The sequence below is a fragment of the Deinococcus marmoris DSM 12784 genome, from assembly GCF_000701405.1.
GTDB lineage: Bacteria > Deinococcota > Deinococci > Deinococcales > Deinococcaceae > Deinococcus > Deinococcus marmoris.
Map to the genome: position 1 here is coordinate 1 of NZ_JNIV01000019.1, position 15,738 is coordinate 15,738.

General features: G+C 63.8%; 14 protein-coding genes and 1 pseudogene. 1 reads left to right on the top strand and 14 read right to left on the bottom strand.

The window, feature by feature from the left end; translation table 11 throughout:
- The 4 genes and pseudogenes from Q319_RS26900 to Q319_RS0106185 all read right to left on the bottom strand — a co-directional run.
- A pseudogene (locus Q319_RS26900) lies at positions 1-229 on the bottom strand (hypothetical protein); the annotation flags it as partial.
- A gap of 423 nt (positions 230-652) precedes the next feature.
- A complete protein-coding gene (dnaN, locus tag Q319_RS0106170) occupies positions 653-1,741 on the bottom strand; it encodes a DNA polymerase III subunit beta (RefSeq protein ID WP_029481201.1) in 1,089 nt (362 codons plus the stop codon).
- Between the two features lie 493 nt (positions 1,742-2,234).
- Positions 2,235-3,596, bottom strand: coding sequence for a chromosomal replication initiator protein DnaA (gene dnaA / locus Q319_RS0106180; RefSeq protein ID WP_415812943.1), 1,362 nt, complete (start codon positions 3,594-3,596; stop codon positions 2,235-2,237).
- A 110-nt stretch (positions 3,597-3,706) separates the two neighbouring features.
- The gene (locus Q319_RS0106185; protein ID WP_029481204.1) at positions 3,707-4,669 is read right to left on the bottom strand and encodes an NAD-dependent epimerase/dehydratase family protein; all 963 of its coding nucleotides are present in this window, start codon (positions 4,667-4,669) and stop codon (positions 3,707-3,709) included.
- Between the two features lie 32 nt (positions 4,670-4,701).
- On the opposite strand from Q319_RS0106185, the gene Q319_RS0106190 reads away from it, so the two are divergent.
- Complete coding sequence (locus Q319_RS0106190) at positions 4,702-4,989, top strand: hypothetical protein (protein WP_029481205.1); 288 nt, start codon at positions 4,702-4,704, stop codon at positions 4,987-4,989.
- A gap of 96 nt (positions 4,990-5,085) precedes the next feature.
- Here Q319_RS0106190 and dprA read toward each other — a convergent pair whose 3' ends face one another.
- From dprA to Q319_RS0106240, 10 genes are all read right to left on the bottom strand, one after another.
- Positions 5,086-6,174: a DNA-processing protein DprA gene (dprA, locus tag Q319_RS0106195; protein ID WP_029481206.1), complete on the bottom strand. Its 1,089-nt coding sequence runs from the start codon at positions 6,172-6,174 to the stop codon at positions 5,086-5,088.
- Between the two features lie 49 nt (positions 6,175-6,223).
- Complete coding sequence (locus Q319_RS24265; protein ID WP_081845916.1) at positions 6,224-6,856, bottom strand: DoxX family protein; 633 nt, start codon at positions 6,854-6,856, stop codon at positions 6,224-6,226.
- 175 nt (positions 6,857-7,031) lie between these two features.
- Positions 7,032-8,417 carry a sensor histidine kinase gene (locus Q319_RS0106205; protein ID WP_081845917.1) on the bottom strand — a complete coding sequence of 462 codons (1,386 nt, stop codon included), beginning with the start codon at positions 8,415-8,417 and terminating at the stop codon, positions 7,032-7,034.
- Positions 8,418-8,422: 5 nt separating this feature from the next.
- Positions 8,423-9,082 (bottom strand): response regulator transcription factor, encoded by a 660-nt coding sequence (locus Q319_RS0106210; RefSeq protein WP_029481209.1) that lies wholly within the window; start codon positions 9,080-9,082, stop codon positions 8,423-8,425.
- A 26-nt stretch (positions 9,083-9,108) separates the two neighbouring features.
- Complete coding sequence (locus tag Q319_RS0106215; RefSeq protein ID WP_211252334.1) at positions 9,109-9,585, bottom strand: hypothetical protein; 477 nt, start codon at positions 9,583-9,585, stop codon at positions 9,109-9,111.
- 193 nt (positions 9,586-9,778) lie between these two features.
- A complete protein-coding gene (locus Q319_RS0106220; protein WP_029481212.1) occupies positions 9,779-11,326 on the bottom strand; it encodes a dihydrolipoamide acetyltransferase family protein in 1,548 nt (515 codons plus the stop codon).
- Between the two features lie 62 nt (positions 11,327-11,388).
- Complete coding sequence (locus Q319_RS0106225; protein ID WP_029481214.1) at positions 11,389-11,634, bottom strand: hypothetical protein; 246 nt, start codon at positions 11,632-11,634, stop codon at positions 11,389-11,391.
- Positions 11,635-11,679: 45 nt separating this feature from the next.
- Positions 11,680-12,699, bottom strand: coding sequence for an alpha-ketoacid dehydrogenase subunit beta (locus Q319_RS0106230; RefSeq protein ID WP_029481215.1), 1,020 nt, complete (start codon positions 12,697-12,699; stop codon positions 11,680-11,682).
- Positions 12,696-13,844 carry a thiamine pyrophosphate-dependent dehydrogenase E1 component subunit alpha gene (locus tag Q319_RS0106235; RefSeq protein WP_051655151.1) on the bottom strand — a complete coding sequence of 383 codons (1,149 nt, stop codon included), beginning with the start codon at positions 13,842-13,844 and terminating at the stop codon, positions 12,696-12,698. The genes Q319_RS0106230 and Q319_RS0106235 overlap by 4 nt, the downstream gene beginning before the upstream one ends.
- 195 nt (positions 13,845-14,039) lie before the next feature.
- Positions 14,040-15,641, bottom strand: a complete 1,602-nt coding sequence (locus tag Q319_RS0106240) for an aminotransferase class V-fold PLP-dependent enzyme (RefSeq protein WP_029481217.1) — start codon at positions 15,639-15,641, stop codon at positions 14,040-14,042.
- Between the last annotated feature and the right edge of the window lie 97 nt (positions 15,642-15,738).

A 15,738-nucleotide genomic window follows, 5' to 3' on the forward strand; every position in this document is an offset into this window, starting at 1 on the left:
CGCCCAGCCGCACGAGGAGTTCCGGTACGCTCCATTGGAGCGTATTCCACGGGAGGGCCTTTTGAAACCATCGGCGGAAGGTACGTTCGTGGAGTCCGCTGTAACGGCTGAGATTCAGGGCATTGATTCGGCCAGGAATGGCCTGCCACACCGGCATCAGGTGGAGGAAAAAACGCTGTTGGGCAGCGGGGAGATTGAGCAGGGTGAGCAGCACAGGTAAAATAGTCATTGGGTCTCCTTGGGTGTGGGCTTGAGAACCTCACCCTACCGGAGACCCGTTTTTTGGGCCACCCCTACTTTTCGTCAAAACTGTCCGAACCATTGCTATCTGTCGTTGAGGTGGCAGCAATGACCAGAGTTAACGCAACTAAAGCGATAATGGCAAGCAACAGACGATAAAAAGACGGGTTCAAAAATTTTCTCCCAATCGGCATCCGCACCCAAATCCTCGGACCAACTCTTGAGATGAAAGCTGGGGGCGAGTAACGTAGGCACACGGAAGGAGCGTGACGCAAAGCCACTTTTCTTCTGGACTGTTGGGCGATCCTGATTCTTGGCGGAAGGCGGATCGCCCATGCTCTTTTGCTCTGCTAGATCATTTCGTCCTCCAGTGAGTATCCATATATGCCCCGTAACGGCCCCCACTGGCCCCTTAGACGCGCAGCGTGACCATGACAGCCATGTAGCCACCTCCACCGCTTGCGCGGAAGATGGCGGGGCTTGTAGAGCCGGAGAAGAGAAGCTCGGCTTCCCCCTCGATTGGACCCAAGGCGTCGAGGACATGCCGGGCGTTGAAAGCCAGGCTCATGGCCGGTTCCACGCCGCCCTGCGTGACGGTCAGGGTGTCCTGCGCGCGGCCATAATCGCCCTCGGCGGCCAGGCGCAACTGGCCCTCGGACACCAGAAATTCCACGCGGTTGTTGGCGTTTTTGTCGGCCAGCACGGCTACGCGGTTCACTGCTTCCTTGAGGGCGGTGGCGGGCAACGTGACCTGAAGCTTGATGTCCTTGGGGATCACGCGCTCGTAATCGGGGAAGTCGCCGTCCAGCAGCTTGAGGTTCATCCGCACGCGGTCCGTGGTCACGCTGAGCATGCCCTCGCCGTAGGTGAACCGGGCCTCGCCGTCCTTCAGCACACGGATCAGCTCATCGACACTGCGGGCCGGGATGATCAGGTTTCTGCCGTCACCGCTGACCGGAAAATCGCGGATCGCCACCCGGTAGCCGTCGCTGGCCACCACACGGGCCGAGCCGGTATCCGCGTGGTGTTCGAGCTTGATGCCCCGGAAGACCGCCTGAAAAGCCTCGTTGCTGGCGGCGTAGCGCACGCTGCCCAGGGCGCGGGCCAGTTCCTCGGCGTTCAGGCTCAGGTCCGCGTTGCTGGGGAAGCTCAGGGGCGGGTACGCCTCGGTGTCGCCGGTCTGCAACTTGAAATCCGAGCCGCCCGAACGCACCGCCAGCTCCTGCCCCACCAGTTCCAGTTCCACCAGTTCGCCGCCCAGGTTGCGGACAATCTGCGCGAAAAGGTGCGCCGGGACAACAAAATCCTTCGGCTCCTGCACCTCGGCGGGCACGAAGCACGACAGGTCGATTTCCAGATTCGTGCCGCTCAGCGTCAGCCCTGCCTCGCTGGCCTCGACCTTCAGCGAGGTCAGGAGGGGGTTGCTGCTGCGGCTGGGGACCACGCGTTCCAGCAGACCCAGGCCCTCGCTCAAGGTTTTTTTAGTGACGTGCGCTTTCATGCCTGGACCTCTGCGGTGACTTGCCTGATTTGCGGGGGTTTGATTTTTTGCAGTCTGGCTTTTTTCTGCGCGGATTCCATCTGGAGATTCTGGCTCATTTCAGGGTCTCACTTTTTGGACTGAGTCTAGATTTTCTGGATTAGCTTCCAACCTCTATCTCTTACCTGTCTTTAAATAACTATAAAAGATAGTAGTAGTAGTAATAGGGCCTGTGGAAACTGTGGAAAAGTGCCTTGCGACTGCGCTGGGCGCAGGTTTGGCCTGTGGACAAAATTGTGGATAAGTGGCACTTGCCTGTGGATAACCTGTGGATAAAAAGGGGGGTTATCCACAGGGGTGGAAAAAGCCCGAGTTATCCACAATTTTATCCACAGAAAAAACGGGGTTATCCACAGGTTATCCACAGGTTTATCCACAGCTTGTGAAACTCCGCACACCGTTTTGGAACGGGTTTTGGAACTTATTTAAGTGGCAGGAGAATCTGATGACAGGATTATGTGTCAAAATCGTCCTCATCCAACCCCTGCATTTTGCGGCGCAGGAGTTCCACAGAGGCCGTGACTTCCTGATCCTTGCCCAGTTGCTCCGTGACCTTGTTGATGCCATGCATGATCGTGGAGTGGTCCTTGCCGAAAAACTGCCCGATTTCCGGCAGCGAGTGGTCCGTGAGGTCACGGATCAGGTACTGGGCCACCTGACGCGGCACCACCACCTCACGCACCCGGCCCGCGCCACGGATCACGTCTGGGGGCATGTTGTAATGGGCCGCCACCTGCCGCAGCACGTCGATCATCTCGACCTTGACCTCCTGCGGCGCAAAGACGTTGCTCAGGGCTTTGGCGGCCACGGCGCGCGAGAACGGCACATTGTTCAGGCTGGAAAAGGCCACGACGCGCATCAATGCGCCCTCCAGTTCACGGATGTTCTTGGTGACCTGTCGGGCGATCAGTTCCAGCACTTCCTGCGGGATATCGATGCGGTTGTGTTCGGCGTTCATCTTGAGAATCGCCACGCGCGTCTCGTACTCCGGCGACTGGATATCGGTGATCAGGCCCCACTCGAAACGGCTTCTGAGACGGCCTTCCAGCGTCTGGATGTCCTTGGGCGGACGGTCCGAGCTGAGGATGATCTGTTTGTGGTTCTCGTAGAGCGCGTTGAAGGTGTGGAAGAACTCCTCCTGCGTGCGCTCCTTGCCCGCCAGAAACTGGATATCGTCGACCAGCAGCAGGTCCACGCTGCGGTAGCGGTTGCGGAAGTGGGTCATCTTGTCGTCGCGGATGGCGTTGATCAGGTCATTGGTGAACGACTCGGTGGACACGTATTCGATGCGTTTGTCGGGAAAACGCTCGGACATGTAGTGGCCTACCGCATGCATCAGGTGGGTCTTGCCCAGGCCCACATCGCCGTAGATGAACAGCGGGTTGTAAGCCTTGCCGGGGGATTCGGCCACGCCCATCGCCGCCGCGTGGGCGAGGTTGTTGTTCGGCCCCACCACGAAGTTCTCGAAGGTGTATTTGGGATTCAGCCGCTTGCGGTTCTCGGCCTGATCCTGCGCCGAGGGGCCGCCGGGTGCGCTGGGCGGCGACCTGCTGGGCGGGGACGGCGGGTCGGCGGGTGAAAAGAGGGTGTCCTGCGAGGCGGGCAGCACCTGAAAGCTGACCTGCGGATTCTGCGCGCCCAGCGAGCGCAGGGCGTCTTCCAGCAGCTCCAGATAGTGCTTGCGGAACCACTCCTGAGCAAACGAGTTGCGGACGCCCAGCACCAGCGAACCTTCCTTGACCCCCAGGTTTTTGACCGGGGCAAACCAGGTGTGGTACTCGACTTCCGAGATATTTTTGCGGACGTACCCCAGCACGTCCGACCAGATTTCCTGCGAGATAGGCGCGCACCTCCCTTCCGTAATGCGTAGCGTGAGGCAGCATATCACCCATATCCTGGCCTCCCGGCCAAGTTGGGTGAGCCGGATTAGCCGCCCAGCGACGCCAGAATTTCCGCTTCGCGCTCAGGCGTCAGGGTGTATTGAAGGTCCGCGTCTTTGCTCCATTCCCGCGTATCGCGCGCCGTCACCGCCGGGTCGGTCAGGGTCAGGCCTGCTGCCATCGCCCGCGCGTTGTCCACGTCCATCATGCCGCCCTGCTCGCCGTCTGCGGAGAGATAGACGGGCAGTTCTTTAGAGCCTAGGCCGTTCGCCTCCAGCGTCTTGCCGTCCACCCAGACCGGACCTGAGACGCCCAGCACGTTCATAAACTCCGTCCAGCTAATTCGCGGCCCGGACATGTTGAAGGTGCCGTCGGTGCCGTCCTCTACCACCTTGACCGTGAAACGCGCCAGATCGCGGGCGTCAATGACTTGAAGATAATCCTGGCCGTCGCCGGGGGCCAGCACGGTTTCTCCACGCGCGGCGCGGTCCACCCAGTACGGGTAGCGCGCGGTGTGATCGAACGGCCCGGCGACGATCTGCGGGCGCAGCACCGTGCAGTGTTCGCCGTAGACCTCGTGGACGATGTTCTCGCAGGTGACCTTGAGGGGGCCGTAGGTCTTGCCCGAAACCTCGGTCACTTCCTCGGCGGCGGGTGCGGACAGGGGATCGTCCTCGCGCACCGGATGGCGCTCCGGCTCGGCGTAGACACTGACGGTGCTGACGAAAACGTAGCGCCCCACGCGGCCCTGCAAGGCCGAGGCACTGGCGCGGACCTGCTGGGGCGTGTAGCCGCTGACATCCACGCAGGCGTCCCACTCCCGGCCTTCCAGCGCGCTCAGGCCCGCCGCGCCCTCGTTGCGGTCCCCGTGCAGGCGCTCGACGACTTCGGGCAGTTCGTCCTTTGATTTGCCGCGCGTCAGGACCGTGACCTTGTGGCCCGAATCCAGAAACGCTTCCACGATATGCCGCCCCACGAACTGCGTGCCGCCCAGAATCAGGATGTTCATAGCCCCACCATAGAGCGGGCAGAATAGGGGGTATGAAAGTTCGCTTCACCCGCCAGGGCGTCCGCGTCCGCATCGATGATCTGGAACTTACCGCGCTGCAAAGAGGCGAGGCGTTGATGCTGGAGACGCTGTGGCCGGGCGGAGGCTGGACGCTCAGCCTCGATCCGCTTTCGGATGGCATTGAGGGCGTTGACGGCCATCTGCGCGCCGGGATGAAAAGTCTGCTGCCTGAGCTGGCCGAACCTGCGCGCGAGGGCGTGACGTTGCCGGGGCCGCCGCGTGTGGATGTGGAGAAGGATTTCGGGCCTCAGCATGGGTGACCGGCTCCGCGATGTTCCAGGGTGGCTCCCACGGTCCCACCCCTCAGTCCGCTACGCAGCCAGCTCCCCTCAAAAGGGAGCCAAGGAGATTTACGCTCAGCGCCGCGCCCACCGTCCGCCCACTTCCTCGGCCAGGCCCATCAGTTGCAGCATGACCAGCGCGGTCTGAAGCTCGGGCAGGGGCAGGCCCGTCGTGGCCTGGAGATCGTCCAGCGTGGCGGGGGCGGTCAGGGACTTCAGCACGCGGGCCTGCTCGGGTGGCAGATCGGGAATAGGAGCGGTGGGGGCCTGACCCCAGCCCAGTTCATCCAGCACGTCCTGGGCCGTTTCGGTCAGCACCGCGCCGTCGCGAAGCAGGGCATGTGGGCCAGCGGCGCGGGGATCGCCTGCTCTGCCCGGCACCGCAAAGACTGTGCGCCCGCATTCCAGCGCATGGGTGGCAGTGATCAGCGAACCGGATTTGCGTTCGCCCTCCACCACCAGCGTTCCGGCGGAAAGTGCGGCGATCAAACGGTTCCTCGTTGGGAAGTGGTGCTGCGCCGGGCCAGTGTCCAGCGGGTATTCGCTGATCAGGGTCAGGCGTTCGGCCAGCCGCTCGTTCTCGCGCGGGTAGATCACGTTGACGGCGCAGCCCAGCACGCCGATGCTCTGGCCGCCGGCCTCCACCGCCGCGCCGTGCGCTGCCGTGTCGATGCCGCGCGCCAGTCCGCTGACGATCACCACGCCCGCCCGCGCCAGATCGCCGGAAATCCTGCGGGTCAGGCTGACCGCATACGGACTGGCCGCCCGCGTGCCCACGATGCCCACGGCGCGCGGTACCACATCCAGTTCGGGCAAGTCGCCCAGCACCCACAGCACCGGGGGCGGGTCAATCAGGGCCTCCAGCGCCGCCGGATAGCCGTCCAGCCCCCGGCCCAGCAGGGTCACGCCCATGCGCGCGGCCTTTTCCAGTTCGGCCTGTGCGCCCGCCGCTGCTTTGGGGTTGCCCATGCCGGCCACACTTTTAGAGTCCAGTCCCGGCACGTCACGCAGCTTTAGCAGAGGCGCATGCAGGGCCGCCCGCGCGCTGCCGAAATGCCGCCGCAAAGATTCGATCCTGCGCGGCCCCAGGTTGGGGGTCAGGCGCAGGATCAGCAGGGCCAGCAGTTCGGAGGCGGCGTCGGAGGTCTGGGCGGCAGTGGTCACGCGGTCAGCATAGCGGGGCGGCGGTCCCAGACACGCTGCCCCAGTCTATTTACGCCTCGGGATTCCGGTGAAAACGGCGACGGAAGCGGGCGTGCAGGTTCTGCGTGTTTTCTGCCGTCTGTGCCGCCACTGCGCTGTGAATGATGCGGCCCCCGCGCGAGGTGGCCCCCACCACCAGACCCGCCGCGATCAGCACCAGATTCTTGATGATGTACTGCCCTTCCAGGGTGGGCACCCACGGCACGATCTTGAACGTTTCGGTGGGAAAGAACACCAGCGGCAGGAACGTGCCCGCCATCTGCGCGAACAGCAGCAGCAGGGTCAGGCGCAGGAAACGCCCGGACAGCAGCCCCAGCCCGATCAGGCATTCCCAGGTGGCCAGCACCGGCAGGCTGACCTTCGGCGAGACCTGGCCGAAGGTCAGGACCGAGATGGTGTTGGTGGCGAGGTCCTGCGCCACGCTCAGGCCCGGAAAGAACTTCTGCACGCCGAACCAGAAGAACACCACGCCCAGCGCCAGCCGCAGCAGCAGAATGCCGTGTCGCGCCCACCAGCCCACCATGCGGAGTTCCAGCGCGTCGATCTTCCAGGCCAGGGTGTCTCTCGTTGCGGGCACCATGGCCACCGGGGAAGTGGGGCGAAGGGGCAGGGCGGTCTTGAACTCGGTTTCATTGCGGGTCATAAATTCTCCGTCGGCGTGGGGATCACCTGAACAGAGATATGCGAAAGTTCACCAATTGGATGATGTCACTGCTGGAAACGCCCTGGCGGGACATCCATCTTGCCCCGCCCCGCCACTCATTTTTCTGGAGGGCAGGCGGGTCTAATCCCCAGCCGTCTCCTCTTCATTGCCCGCTCTAGTCCTCGTCCCCCAGCGCCGCGCCGGGAATACTCAGCACGAACTGAGCGCCGCCACCAGGGTGGTTGCCGCCGCTCAGGTGGCCGCCGTGCATCACCGCGATCTGCCGCGAGACGCTCAGGCCCAGACCGCTGCTGCCCGCGCCGCTGATGAACGGCTCGAAGATGCGCTCGCCCAGTTCGGGGGGCAGGCCGGGACCGCTGTCGCGCACGGTGAAGGTCAGGTGGTCCGCCTTTTCTTCCAGGGTCAGTTTCACGCTGCCCTCTGGTCCTGCGGCGCGGCGGGCGTTCGCCAGCAGGTTGCGGACGGCCTGCGTTAATCGGTCCGGGTCGCACAGGATGCCGCCGGTCCAGTCACCCTCGTACAGCGTGCCGGGCACCAGCCGCTCCAGCCGTTCCTGCAAGGTGCGCGCCGGGATGTAATGCCACGCCAGCTTCAGCTCCAGTTGACCGCGTGCCAGTTGCATCAGGTCCTGGGTGGTAAAGGTCAGTTCGTCGGCCACCAGCGCGGCGCGGCGCACTTCCGGGTCGTCGGTGCGTTCCTCGGCGCGGCGCAGACTGGCCTGCAACACGGTCAGGGGTGCGCCCAGCTCATGCACGATCTGGCCCAGCAGTTGCTTCTCGCGGGCCTGCCCGGCCTCGATGCGGACCAGCAGGCGGTTGATGGCGCTGAGCAGGCGGTGGACCTCGTCCTCGCGCGCAGGCAGGGGCAGCGTGGCAAGGCTGCGGCCAGGGTCGATCTGGTCTGCCAGATTCGCCGCCCCCTGCAACCCCGACAGTGCCCGGCGGCCCACCCACCAGCCCACCAGCAGCAGGATCAGCGGCGTGAACACCAGCGCGATCAGCAGGGCACTCGCGGCGCTCTGGCGGGCGGCGATCAGGTCGTCCTCGGGCAGACCCACCCACAGGGTCCCGAAGGCTCCAGCATCGCGCGTCGCCACCCGCACCGAGGTGTCCTGAATGGGAACGCGCGATTGACCTTGAAAGGGGAAAGGAGCGTCGAAATAGGATTTTAAAATCGGACTGGCAAAGGCAACACGGTTGTCGCTGTCAATCACCATCGTGTATGCACTGGCCCCGCCGACCGGTTTGCCCAGACCCGCGCCAACCGTGGTAATAGTTTCGGCCAGCGTATCGGCACGCTCATTCAGACGGTCATTGAATTGCTGATCCATACGCGCAAGAAGCAGCGTCACAACCCCCAGGCTGATCAGCATGATCAAAGCCAGCGCCAGAAGGCTGTAGGTGGCCGCCAGCCGGAAACGCAGGCTATGCCGCCACGCCACCCGCGCCGACGCCATTCCGGCCCCCGGCGTCAGCACCGCGCCCCGCCTGTGTGGTGCGGCGGGCGCAGCATTCGGGGCGGGGCGGGTGTCTGGCAACATCTGTTTTATGCTTGCAGCACGTAGCCGACGTTGCGGATGGTGCGAATCTTCAGGTCACTGTCGGACTGCTCCAGTTTCTTGCGAAGCTGCGAGATCCGCACTTCCACGCTGTTGCTGTTGGGCGTTTCCCAGCCGTACAGATGCGATTCGATATCCGCCCGTGAGAACACGCGTTCGGGCGTGCGCATCATCAGTTCCAGAATGCGCGCCTCGTGCTCGGTCAGATTGATGCTCTTGTCGTTGACCGTCAGCAGCAGGCTGGAGGTGCTGAGGCTGGTGTTGCCCAGATTCACCCCGGTCCCGGCGGCGGTGCGGCGCAGCAGGGCGGTAATTCGGGCGTCCAGCTCCGGCATGGCAAAGGGCTTGGTCAGGTAGTCGTCGGCCCCGGCATTCAGCCCGGCCACGCGCTCCTGCACGCCGCTGCGGGCGGACAGAACCAGCACGGGGGTGCTGCTGTACTGCCGCAGGGACTGCACCAGATCCAGACCGTCGCCATCGGGCAGGTTCAGGTCCAGCAGGATCAGTTGAGCGCTGTGCATGCCCAGCCACGACTGCGCGTCCCGCAGGGTGGCGGAATGATGCACCTGATAGTCGCCCGACAGGTATTCCTTGAGCAGCGGCCCGAGATGTGGATCGTCTTCTACAACCAGAATCTGCGCCAGCATGCGGTCTCCTTGGGGGTGGGGCGGGTCTACTTGACGTCTTTGGCGGAACTGTCCTTAGCCGCGCCGCTTTTACCGGAACTTTCCTTGGCCGCCGTGTCTGTGGTCTTGAGACCCGGCAGGCTCAGGGAAAGTCCAGCAGGCTGCGCGCTGAGGGTCAGTTTAAAGGGAATCAGGAATTTGCCGAGGGTCAGGGAAGTGTTGGGGGCGCTGGCCCCGGCGGCACCCGGCACCTGCAAGGTCAGTTGCCCCTTGCTGAGGCTGCCGTTGTAGCTGCTCTTGAGGCCGGGGAAGGTGACGCGCGACTTTTCCTCGTCGGTCTGGGCGAACAGCACCACCACCGGGCCGTCATAGTCACCGACGAACTGCATGACCAGCTTGCTGCCGGTGGTCTCGCCGTCGCCCACTTTGGTCTGCAAATCCCGGTCCCAGACCTGAACCTTCAGCGCCTCTGCCGCAGGGGCCAGGGCCGTCAGGCACAGCAGGGAAAGTAAAATGCGGGTCATCATGGCAGTGTAGGGGGTCTCCTGAGTGGGCGTGGGGGGGATAAAATGGATAGGGCTGCTCTGGCTGACCCCGGATGCCCCACCTTAAGCCTTCAAACTGACGCGCCCTTGATGAATCTGAGGCGCGTCTTTATCTGGACTTGGGGTTCGGTGGAATCAGGCGAACCCCTTCATTGAAATCACAGCGTTGGGATCACATCGCCTCAAGCATCAGGCGGTCTGGGTTTTCCAGCAGGCGGATCACCTCGCGGCAAAAGCGGGCCGCTTCCGCGCCGTCCACCAGCCGGTGGTCGAAGGACAGGCTCAGGTACATCATGTGGGCCACGACGATGTTGTCGTTCTCGTCCACAATGGGCCGCTTGACGATGCTGTGGATGCCCAGAATGGCGGCGTCCGGTACGTTGATGATCGGGAAAGAGAACAGCGCGCCAATCGAGCCGATGTTGGTGATCGAGAAGGTACTGCCCGCCAGTTCGTCGGGGGCCAGCTTGCCGTTCTGTGCGCGGCCTGCCAGATCAACGACTTCGCGCGCCAGCTCGAAGATGCTTTTCTGGTTCACGTCTTTCAGCACCGGCACGGTCAGCCCCGCGTCGGTGGCGACGGCCATGCCCATGTTGTAATACCGCTTCTGCACGATCTCGCCGCTGGCCTCGTCGAAGGACGTGTTCAGGCTGGGATACTTCTTCAGCGCTGCCGTGACCGCCTTGAAGATAAACGGCAGGTACGACAGCTTGACGCCCGCCGCCGCCACCTCGCCCTTGACCCGCCCCCGGAACTCCACCAGCTTGGTCAGGTTGACTTCATCCACGGTCAGGGTGCGGACGGTGTAGAGGTGGCTGGCCTGCATCTGGTTGCTGATGGCCCGGCGCATGCCCCGCAGCGGCACGCGGTCTTCCAGATGCTCATAGCCCTTGGGCGTGCGGTACTGGACGGGTGCGACGGGCATTCCACCTGCACCTTTGGCGGCGGGCTGTGAAGGTGCGCTCTGGGTTTGGGGAGCCTGCGCCTGCGCTGGAGCTGCCGACTGAGGTGCAGCCGCCTGCTCTTCCCCGCCCTGCCCATGCTCCATCACGTCCTGAACGCGGATGCGTCCGTTGGGGCCACTGCCCTGCACCTGCGTCAGATCAAGGTTCATTTCGCGGGCCAGTTGACGTGCGGCAGGAACGGCCAGCACCCGGCCATCGGCGCGGGCGGCAGGCGCAGGCTCACGGTTCAGCGTTCCCGTCCCGGCGGTGGAACTGCCCGGTGCGCCGCTGCCACTGCGGCTGCCCAGGCCCTGGACTTTCACCTGCTCGTCAGAGGCAAACGCCTTGAACAGGCTGCTGGAATCGTCGTCGGCCCCGCCCTTCATGTGGCCCGCCTCAACGATGCTGCCGCCCTGATCTTCCTGGGCGATCTGCTCGCGTTCCTCCAGCGCCTGTGGGGGCAATTGGGCGTCGGCGGTCGTTGGATTCTCACCGCTGTCCTGAATGGCCTGGGTGGGGCTGGGCGTAGCTGCCGACTCTCCCCCCTCGTCGATCAGGGCGATGACGGCGTGAACGGCCACCACGTCGCCCTCCTGCGCCATGCGCTTATGCAGGATGCCTGCTGCCGGGCTGGGCAGTTCCACCGTCACCTTGTCGGTCATGACCTCGCACAGGGGTTGTTCCAGCGCGATGGTGTCGCCTTCCTCCACCAGCCACTTGAGGATTTCGCCTTCGACAACGCTTTCGGCCAGTTCGGGGAGCAGAATTTCTTTCACGGATTACCTCGGAGGTGGAATGTGGCTTGTGGGTTGCGGGACAACCCAGGAATCTGGCTTGCCTACCCGATCACGAACATCCGCAGGACGCCGTAAAGCAGCAGTACGCCGCCCAGCACCTGAATCCAGCGTTCGCCCCTGCCGTAGATCACGGCACTGATCCCCAGCAGGACGAACATGAAACCGATGCTCAGGCGTTGCCACGGCTGGGGAAGATCGCCCGCCACGGCGTACACACCGAAGCCGATCATCAGCCCGATGGTGCCCAGCAGCGGACGCAGCAGGTCAGGGTTGAGCTTGAGCTTCATGGGCGCAGCTTAACGCGGGCACTCTGTATGGGCGGCAGGCGGCTGTTAATAATTCAGCGCCTGCACGCAGGCCGCCGTGATGCGGTTGGGGCCGGGCAGGTAGATCTTGTCCTGCACGTAGGGATACGGAATATCGAAGCCCGCCACCTGCCCCACCGGGGCCAGCAGCGAGTCGAAGGCTTCGGCCTGAATGCTGTACGCCACCTCGCCCATGAAGTTGCTGATGCGCGGGGCCTCGCTGACCAGCACGGCGCGGCCCGTCTTCTGCACGCTGCTGAGGACCAGTTCCTTGTCCCAGGGAACGAGGCTGCGCAGATCGATGACCTCTACGCTCACGCCCTCGGCTCCCAGCGCGTCGGCGGCGCGTTCCAGATCGGGCATGACGCCGCCGTAACCGATCAGGCTCAGGTCCGTTCCCTCGCGGCGGATGGCAGCCTCGCCAATTTTAACGGTGTAGTCGTGGCCCGGCACCTCGCCTTTAGACGCGCGGTACAGGCGTTTGGGTTCAAAGAAGATCACCGGGTCTTCACCGCGAATGGCGGCCTTCAGCAGCCCCTTGGCGTCGTAGGGCGTGCTGGGCATCACTACTTTCAGGCCCGGCGTGTGGGTGTAGTAACTCTCGGGACTCTGGCTGTGGTGGTGGCCGCCCTTGACGCCGCCGCCCGACGGGGTGCGGATCACCATTGGCGAGGTGTACTGCCCGCCGCTGCGGTAGCGCATCTTGGCCGCCTGAGAGATGATCTGATCGAAGCCCGGCCCCATGTAATCGGCGAACTGGATCTCGGCCACGGGCCGCAGGCCGCGCACCGCCATGCCCACGGCTGCGCCCACGATGGCCGCCTCGCTCAGGGGGGTATCGAACACCCGCTTCTTGCCGAAGGTGGCCTGTAACCCAGCGGTGGCCATGAACACGCCGCCGCGTGCGCCCACATCCTGACCGAACAGCACCACGCGGCTGTCGCGCTCCATTTCCTCATGCAGCGCCTCGGTGATGGCGGTGATCAGGTTAATAGTGCGGGTTCCGGGGGTGGCCGTCTCGGTTTTCCTCTCCTGCGTGGCGGTCATTTTCTCTCCCCTTCCTGCTCGGCCCGCAGCATGGCGGCTTCCTCGCGCAGATGGGCGGGCATGTCGGCGTACACGTCCTCGAACATGATTCGCCAGTCGGGCTGTCCGGTGGCCTCGGCGCGGATGACCTGCTCATCCACCTCGCGGTGAACGGCGGAGATCATGCCCGCGCGTTCCTCGGACCCGATGGGATGGCCCAGGTGTTCCAGCAGTTTCTCGACGCGCACCACCGGATCACGGCCCAGCCACTCCTGCACTTCCTCGCGGGTGCGGTAGTGCTTCTCGGCGTCGGCGTCGGCGTTGCTGTGGGAGCCGACGCGGTAGGTCAGACATTCCACCAGCGCGGGGCCGTTTCCGGCGCGCACCCACTCAGCGGCGTGCGTGCAGACTTCCATGACGGCTACCAGATCGTTGCCGTCTACATAGAAGCCGGGCATCCCGTACGCCTTAGCCTTGATATGGATGTTCTCGCTGGCGGTCTGACCGCGCAGGTTGGTGCTGATGGCCCACTGGTTGTTCTCGCAGACGAACAGGCACGGTGCGGCCATCGCCCCGGCCATGTTCATTCCGGCGTGCCAGTCGCCCTCGCTGGTGGCTCCATCGCCAAAGGTGCAGATGGTGATCTCGTCGGTGCCCAGGTACTTCTGGGCCATCGCCGTACCTGTGGCGGGCGGCACCTGATTGGCGATCGATGAACTGATAGAGACGAAGTTCTGTTTGCGGGCGGCGAAGTGGTGAGGCATCTGGCGGCCCCGGCTGGGATCGGAGTTGCTGCCCAGCACCTGACTGATCAGCTCGAACATCGGCACGCCCAATGCCAGCGCCAGCGTGTGATCACGGTAATACGGCCAGACCCAGTCGTGGCCGGGCCGGACCGAATGCGCCAGTCCCACCTGGGTGGCCTCCATGCCGCTGGACTGCGCGTAGAAGGTGGTGCGCCCCTGCCGCAGCAGCGTGATCAGCTTGCGGTCAAACTCGCGGGCGCGCAGCATCACGCCGTGCAACTCGCGCAGGCGTTCGGGGGTGTAGGCGGCGGGGAGGGGCTGAACGGGCAGGCCGTCCTCGCCGATATAGCGGATGGGTTCTTTGGTGAAGGGTTGAATTCCAGTAACGGGCAAGGGTTCAACCAGAGTTGATGTGGTCATCTGGGGCGGGCCTCCTGAGCGGGCGGCAGAGGCTGGAACGTTCTCTGCCATCGGCGGAATCTGTCTCACTGATGTCTAAACTAACGGGCGTTAGGCATTCTAGCCGCTGCGAGTGAGGAAGGCAGGGGGAGGGGCCGTCCAGTGGGTCTGGACGACAGGTGGATTCAGAATTGGTGGGGAGAGCCTGGATCCCGTTCAGTGCGCGAAAAACACCAGATCGCCGGGGACGTATTCGGGAACAGCTCTCCCCTCCCCTGCTGGCTCCAGGGTCTCTAAAATCCGCCGCGCCTCTGTCAGATAGAAGGCGAAGGGTACTTCTCCCTCACCTGTCTGTGGGCGCTGATCGCCGAACAGGTCCATCGGGGCCTCATCCTGCGCGTGGGTCCAGGCCCCAGTCATCCAGTTGAAGTCATACAGCGGCAGAAAACGCGCCCCGTGTTCGGCCACGAATTCGATGGCACTCAAGATGAATTCCACTTCCTCATCGCTGGCCCACGGCGCGAGGTTCAGGCGGGTCCAGCCGGGCTTGAGGCCGTCGATGTTGGACAGCGCGCACTGCATATAACGCTCACTGCGCTCGTCGTCGATGTTCAGCAGCACATGGCCGTAGGGTCCGGCGCAGGCACAGCCGCCGCGCGCCTGTATACCGAACAGGTCATTCAGGAGGCGGACCACCAGCCGGGGATGCAGGTAGCTGCCGTCCGCCGTTTTGACCAGGAAAGACAGGAAGGCCAGGCGGGCGGCCTGCGGATTGCCCAGAATCTGAATCTGCTCGTTGGTTCCCAGACGCTCCAGCGCACGGGCGAACAGCTCATGCTCACGCGCCGTCAACTCGTCTACCCCCAGTTGCTCCTTGACCTTGAAGGCCAGCGCCGTGCGAACCTTGCCCAGAATGGCGGGGGTTCCGGCATCCTCGCGCGCCTCGATATCCTCGATATACACCTGCTTGGTGCGGCTGACATAGCGCACCGTGCCGCCCCCCGCTGTGCTGGGGACATTCAGGTGGTAGAGATGCTCCTGAAAACACAGCAACCCCGGCGTTCCCGGACCCCCCACGAACTTGTGCGGGCTGAGGAACACGGCGTCGTAGCCGTCCGGTTTTCCTGGCTTCATGTCGATCTTGACATAAGGGCCGCTGGCCGCGAAGTCGAAGAAGGCGTAGGCCCCGTGCTGGTGCAGGATGCGCGCCACCGTGCGGGTGTCGGTCAGCAGGCCGGTCACGTTGCTGGCCGCGCTGAACGAGCCGATCTTGGGGCGGCGCGCGTACTGCGGCGACTTGAGCGCCTGAACAAGTGCGTCCAGATCCAGATTGCCCTTCTCGCACAGAGGCAGCTCCACCACCTCGGCCAGCGTTTCGCGCCAGCTCACCTCATTGCTGTGGTGTTCGTAGGGGCCGACGAAGACCACCGGGCGCTCGTGTTCAGGGATGGAAGCCAGGACCGTGGCGCGGTGATCGCCGCAAACCGTCAGCCCCAGAATGTCCTGAATACGCCGCACCGCCGCCGTGCTGCCCGAACCGCAGAAGACCAGTTTGCAGGTTTTGTCGCCGCCCAGTTGGCCCCGGATGTAGTCGGCGGCCTGATGTGACATGTGGGTGCTGTGCGCTCCGGTGGCGCTGTCCTCGGTGTGGGTGTTGGCGTACAGCGGCAAAGCCAGCGTGTTGATCCGCTCCTCCACGCTCCGTAGCGCCCGCCCGGAGGCCACGTAATCCGCATAGGTCACCCGCCGCTCCCCGAAAGGCGTGTTGATCACGGCGTCAGTTCCGATCAGGTCGGCCCGGAGAGTGGCGAAGTCCATGCCGGATTGTAAGAGTTTCTCAGTTTGAAGACCAGATGAAGGTGAACACTCCAGGGTTTATTTGTCAGGTTTCGGCCCCCACGTCCCGCGATACGGG

Bases quoted from the DNA above. Each gene is read 5' to 3' on its own strand.
- dnaN (WP_029481201.1), bottom strand. From the start codon at position 1,741: ATGAAAGCGCACGTCACTAAAAAAACCTTGAGCGAGGGCCTGGGTCTG.
- Q319_RS24265 (WP_081845916.1), bottom strand. From the start codon at position 6,856: ATGACCCGCAATGAAACCGAGTTCAAGACCGCCCTGCCCCTTCGCCCC.
- Q319_RS0106205 (WP_081845917.1), bottom strand. From the start codon at position 8,417: ATGTTGCCAGACACCCGCCCCGCCCCGAATGCTGCGCCCGCCGCACCA.
- Q319_RS0106225 (WP_029481214.1), bottom strand. From the start codon at position 11,634: ATGAAGCTCAAGCTCAACCCTGACCTGCTGCGTCCGCTGCTGGGCACC.
- Q319_RS0106235 (WP_051655151.1), bottom strand. From the start codon at position 13,844: ATGACCACATCAACTCTGGTTGAACCCTTGCCCGTTACTGGAATTCAA.
- Q319_RS0106190 (WP_029481205.1), top strand. From the start codon at position 4,702: ATGAAAGTTCGCTTCACCCGCCAGGGCGTCCGCGTCCGCATCGATGAT.
- Q319_RS0106210 (WP_029481209.1), bottom strand. From the start codon at position 9,082: ATGCTGGCGCAGATTCTGGTTGTAGAAGACGATCCACATCTCGGGCCG.
- Q319_RS0106240 (WP_029481217.1), bottom strand. From the start codon at position 15,641: ATGGACTTCGCCACTCTCCGGGCCGACCTGATCGGAACTGACGCCGTG.
- Q319_RS0106185 (WP_029481204.1), bottom strand. From the start codon at position 4,669: ATGAACATCCTGATTCTGGGCGGCACGCAGTTCGTGGGGCGGCATATC.
- Q319_RS0106215 (WP_211252334.1), bottom strand. From the start codon at position 9,585: ATGACCCGCATTTTACTTTCCCTGCTGTGCCTGACGGCCCTGGCCCCT.
- Q319_RS0106230 (WP_029481215.1), bottom strand. From the start codon at position 12,699: ATGACCGCCACGCAGGAGAGGAAAACCGAGACGGCCACCCCCGGAACC.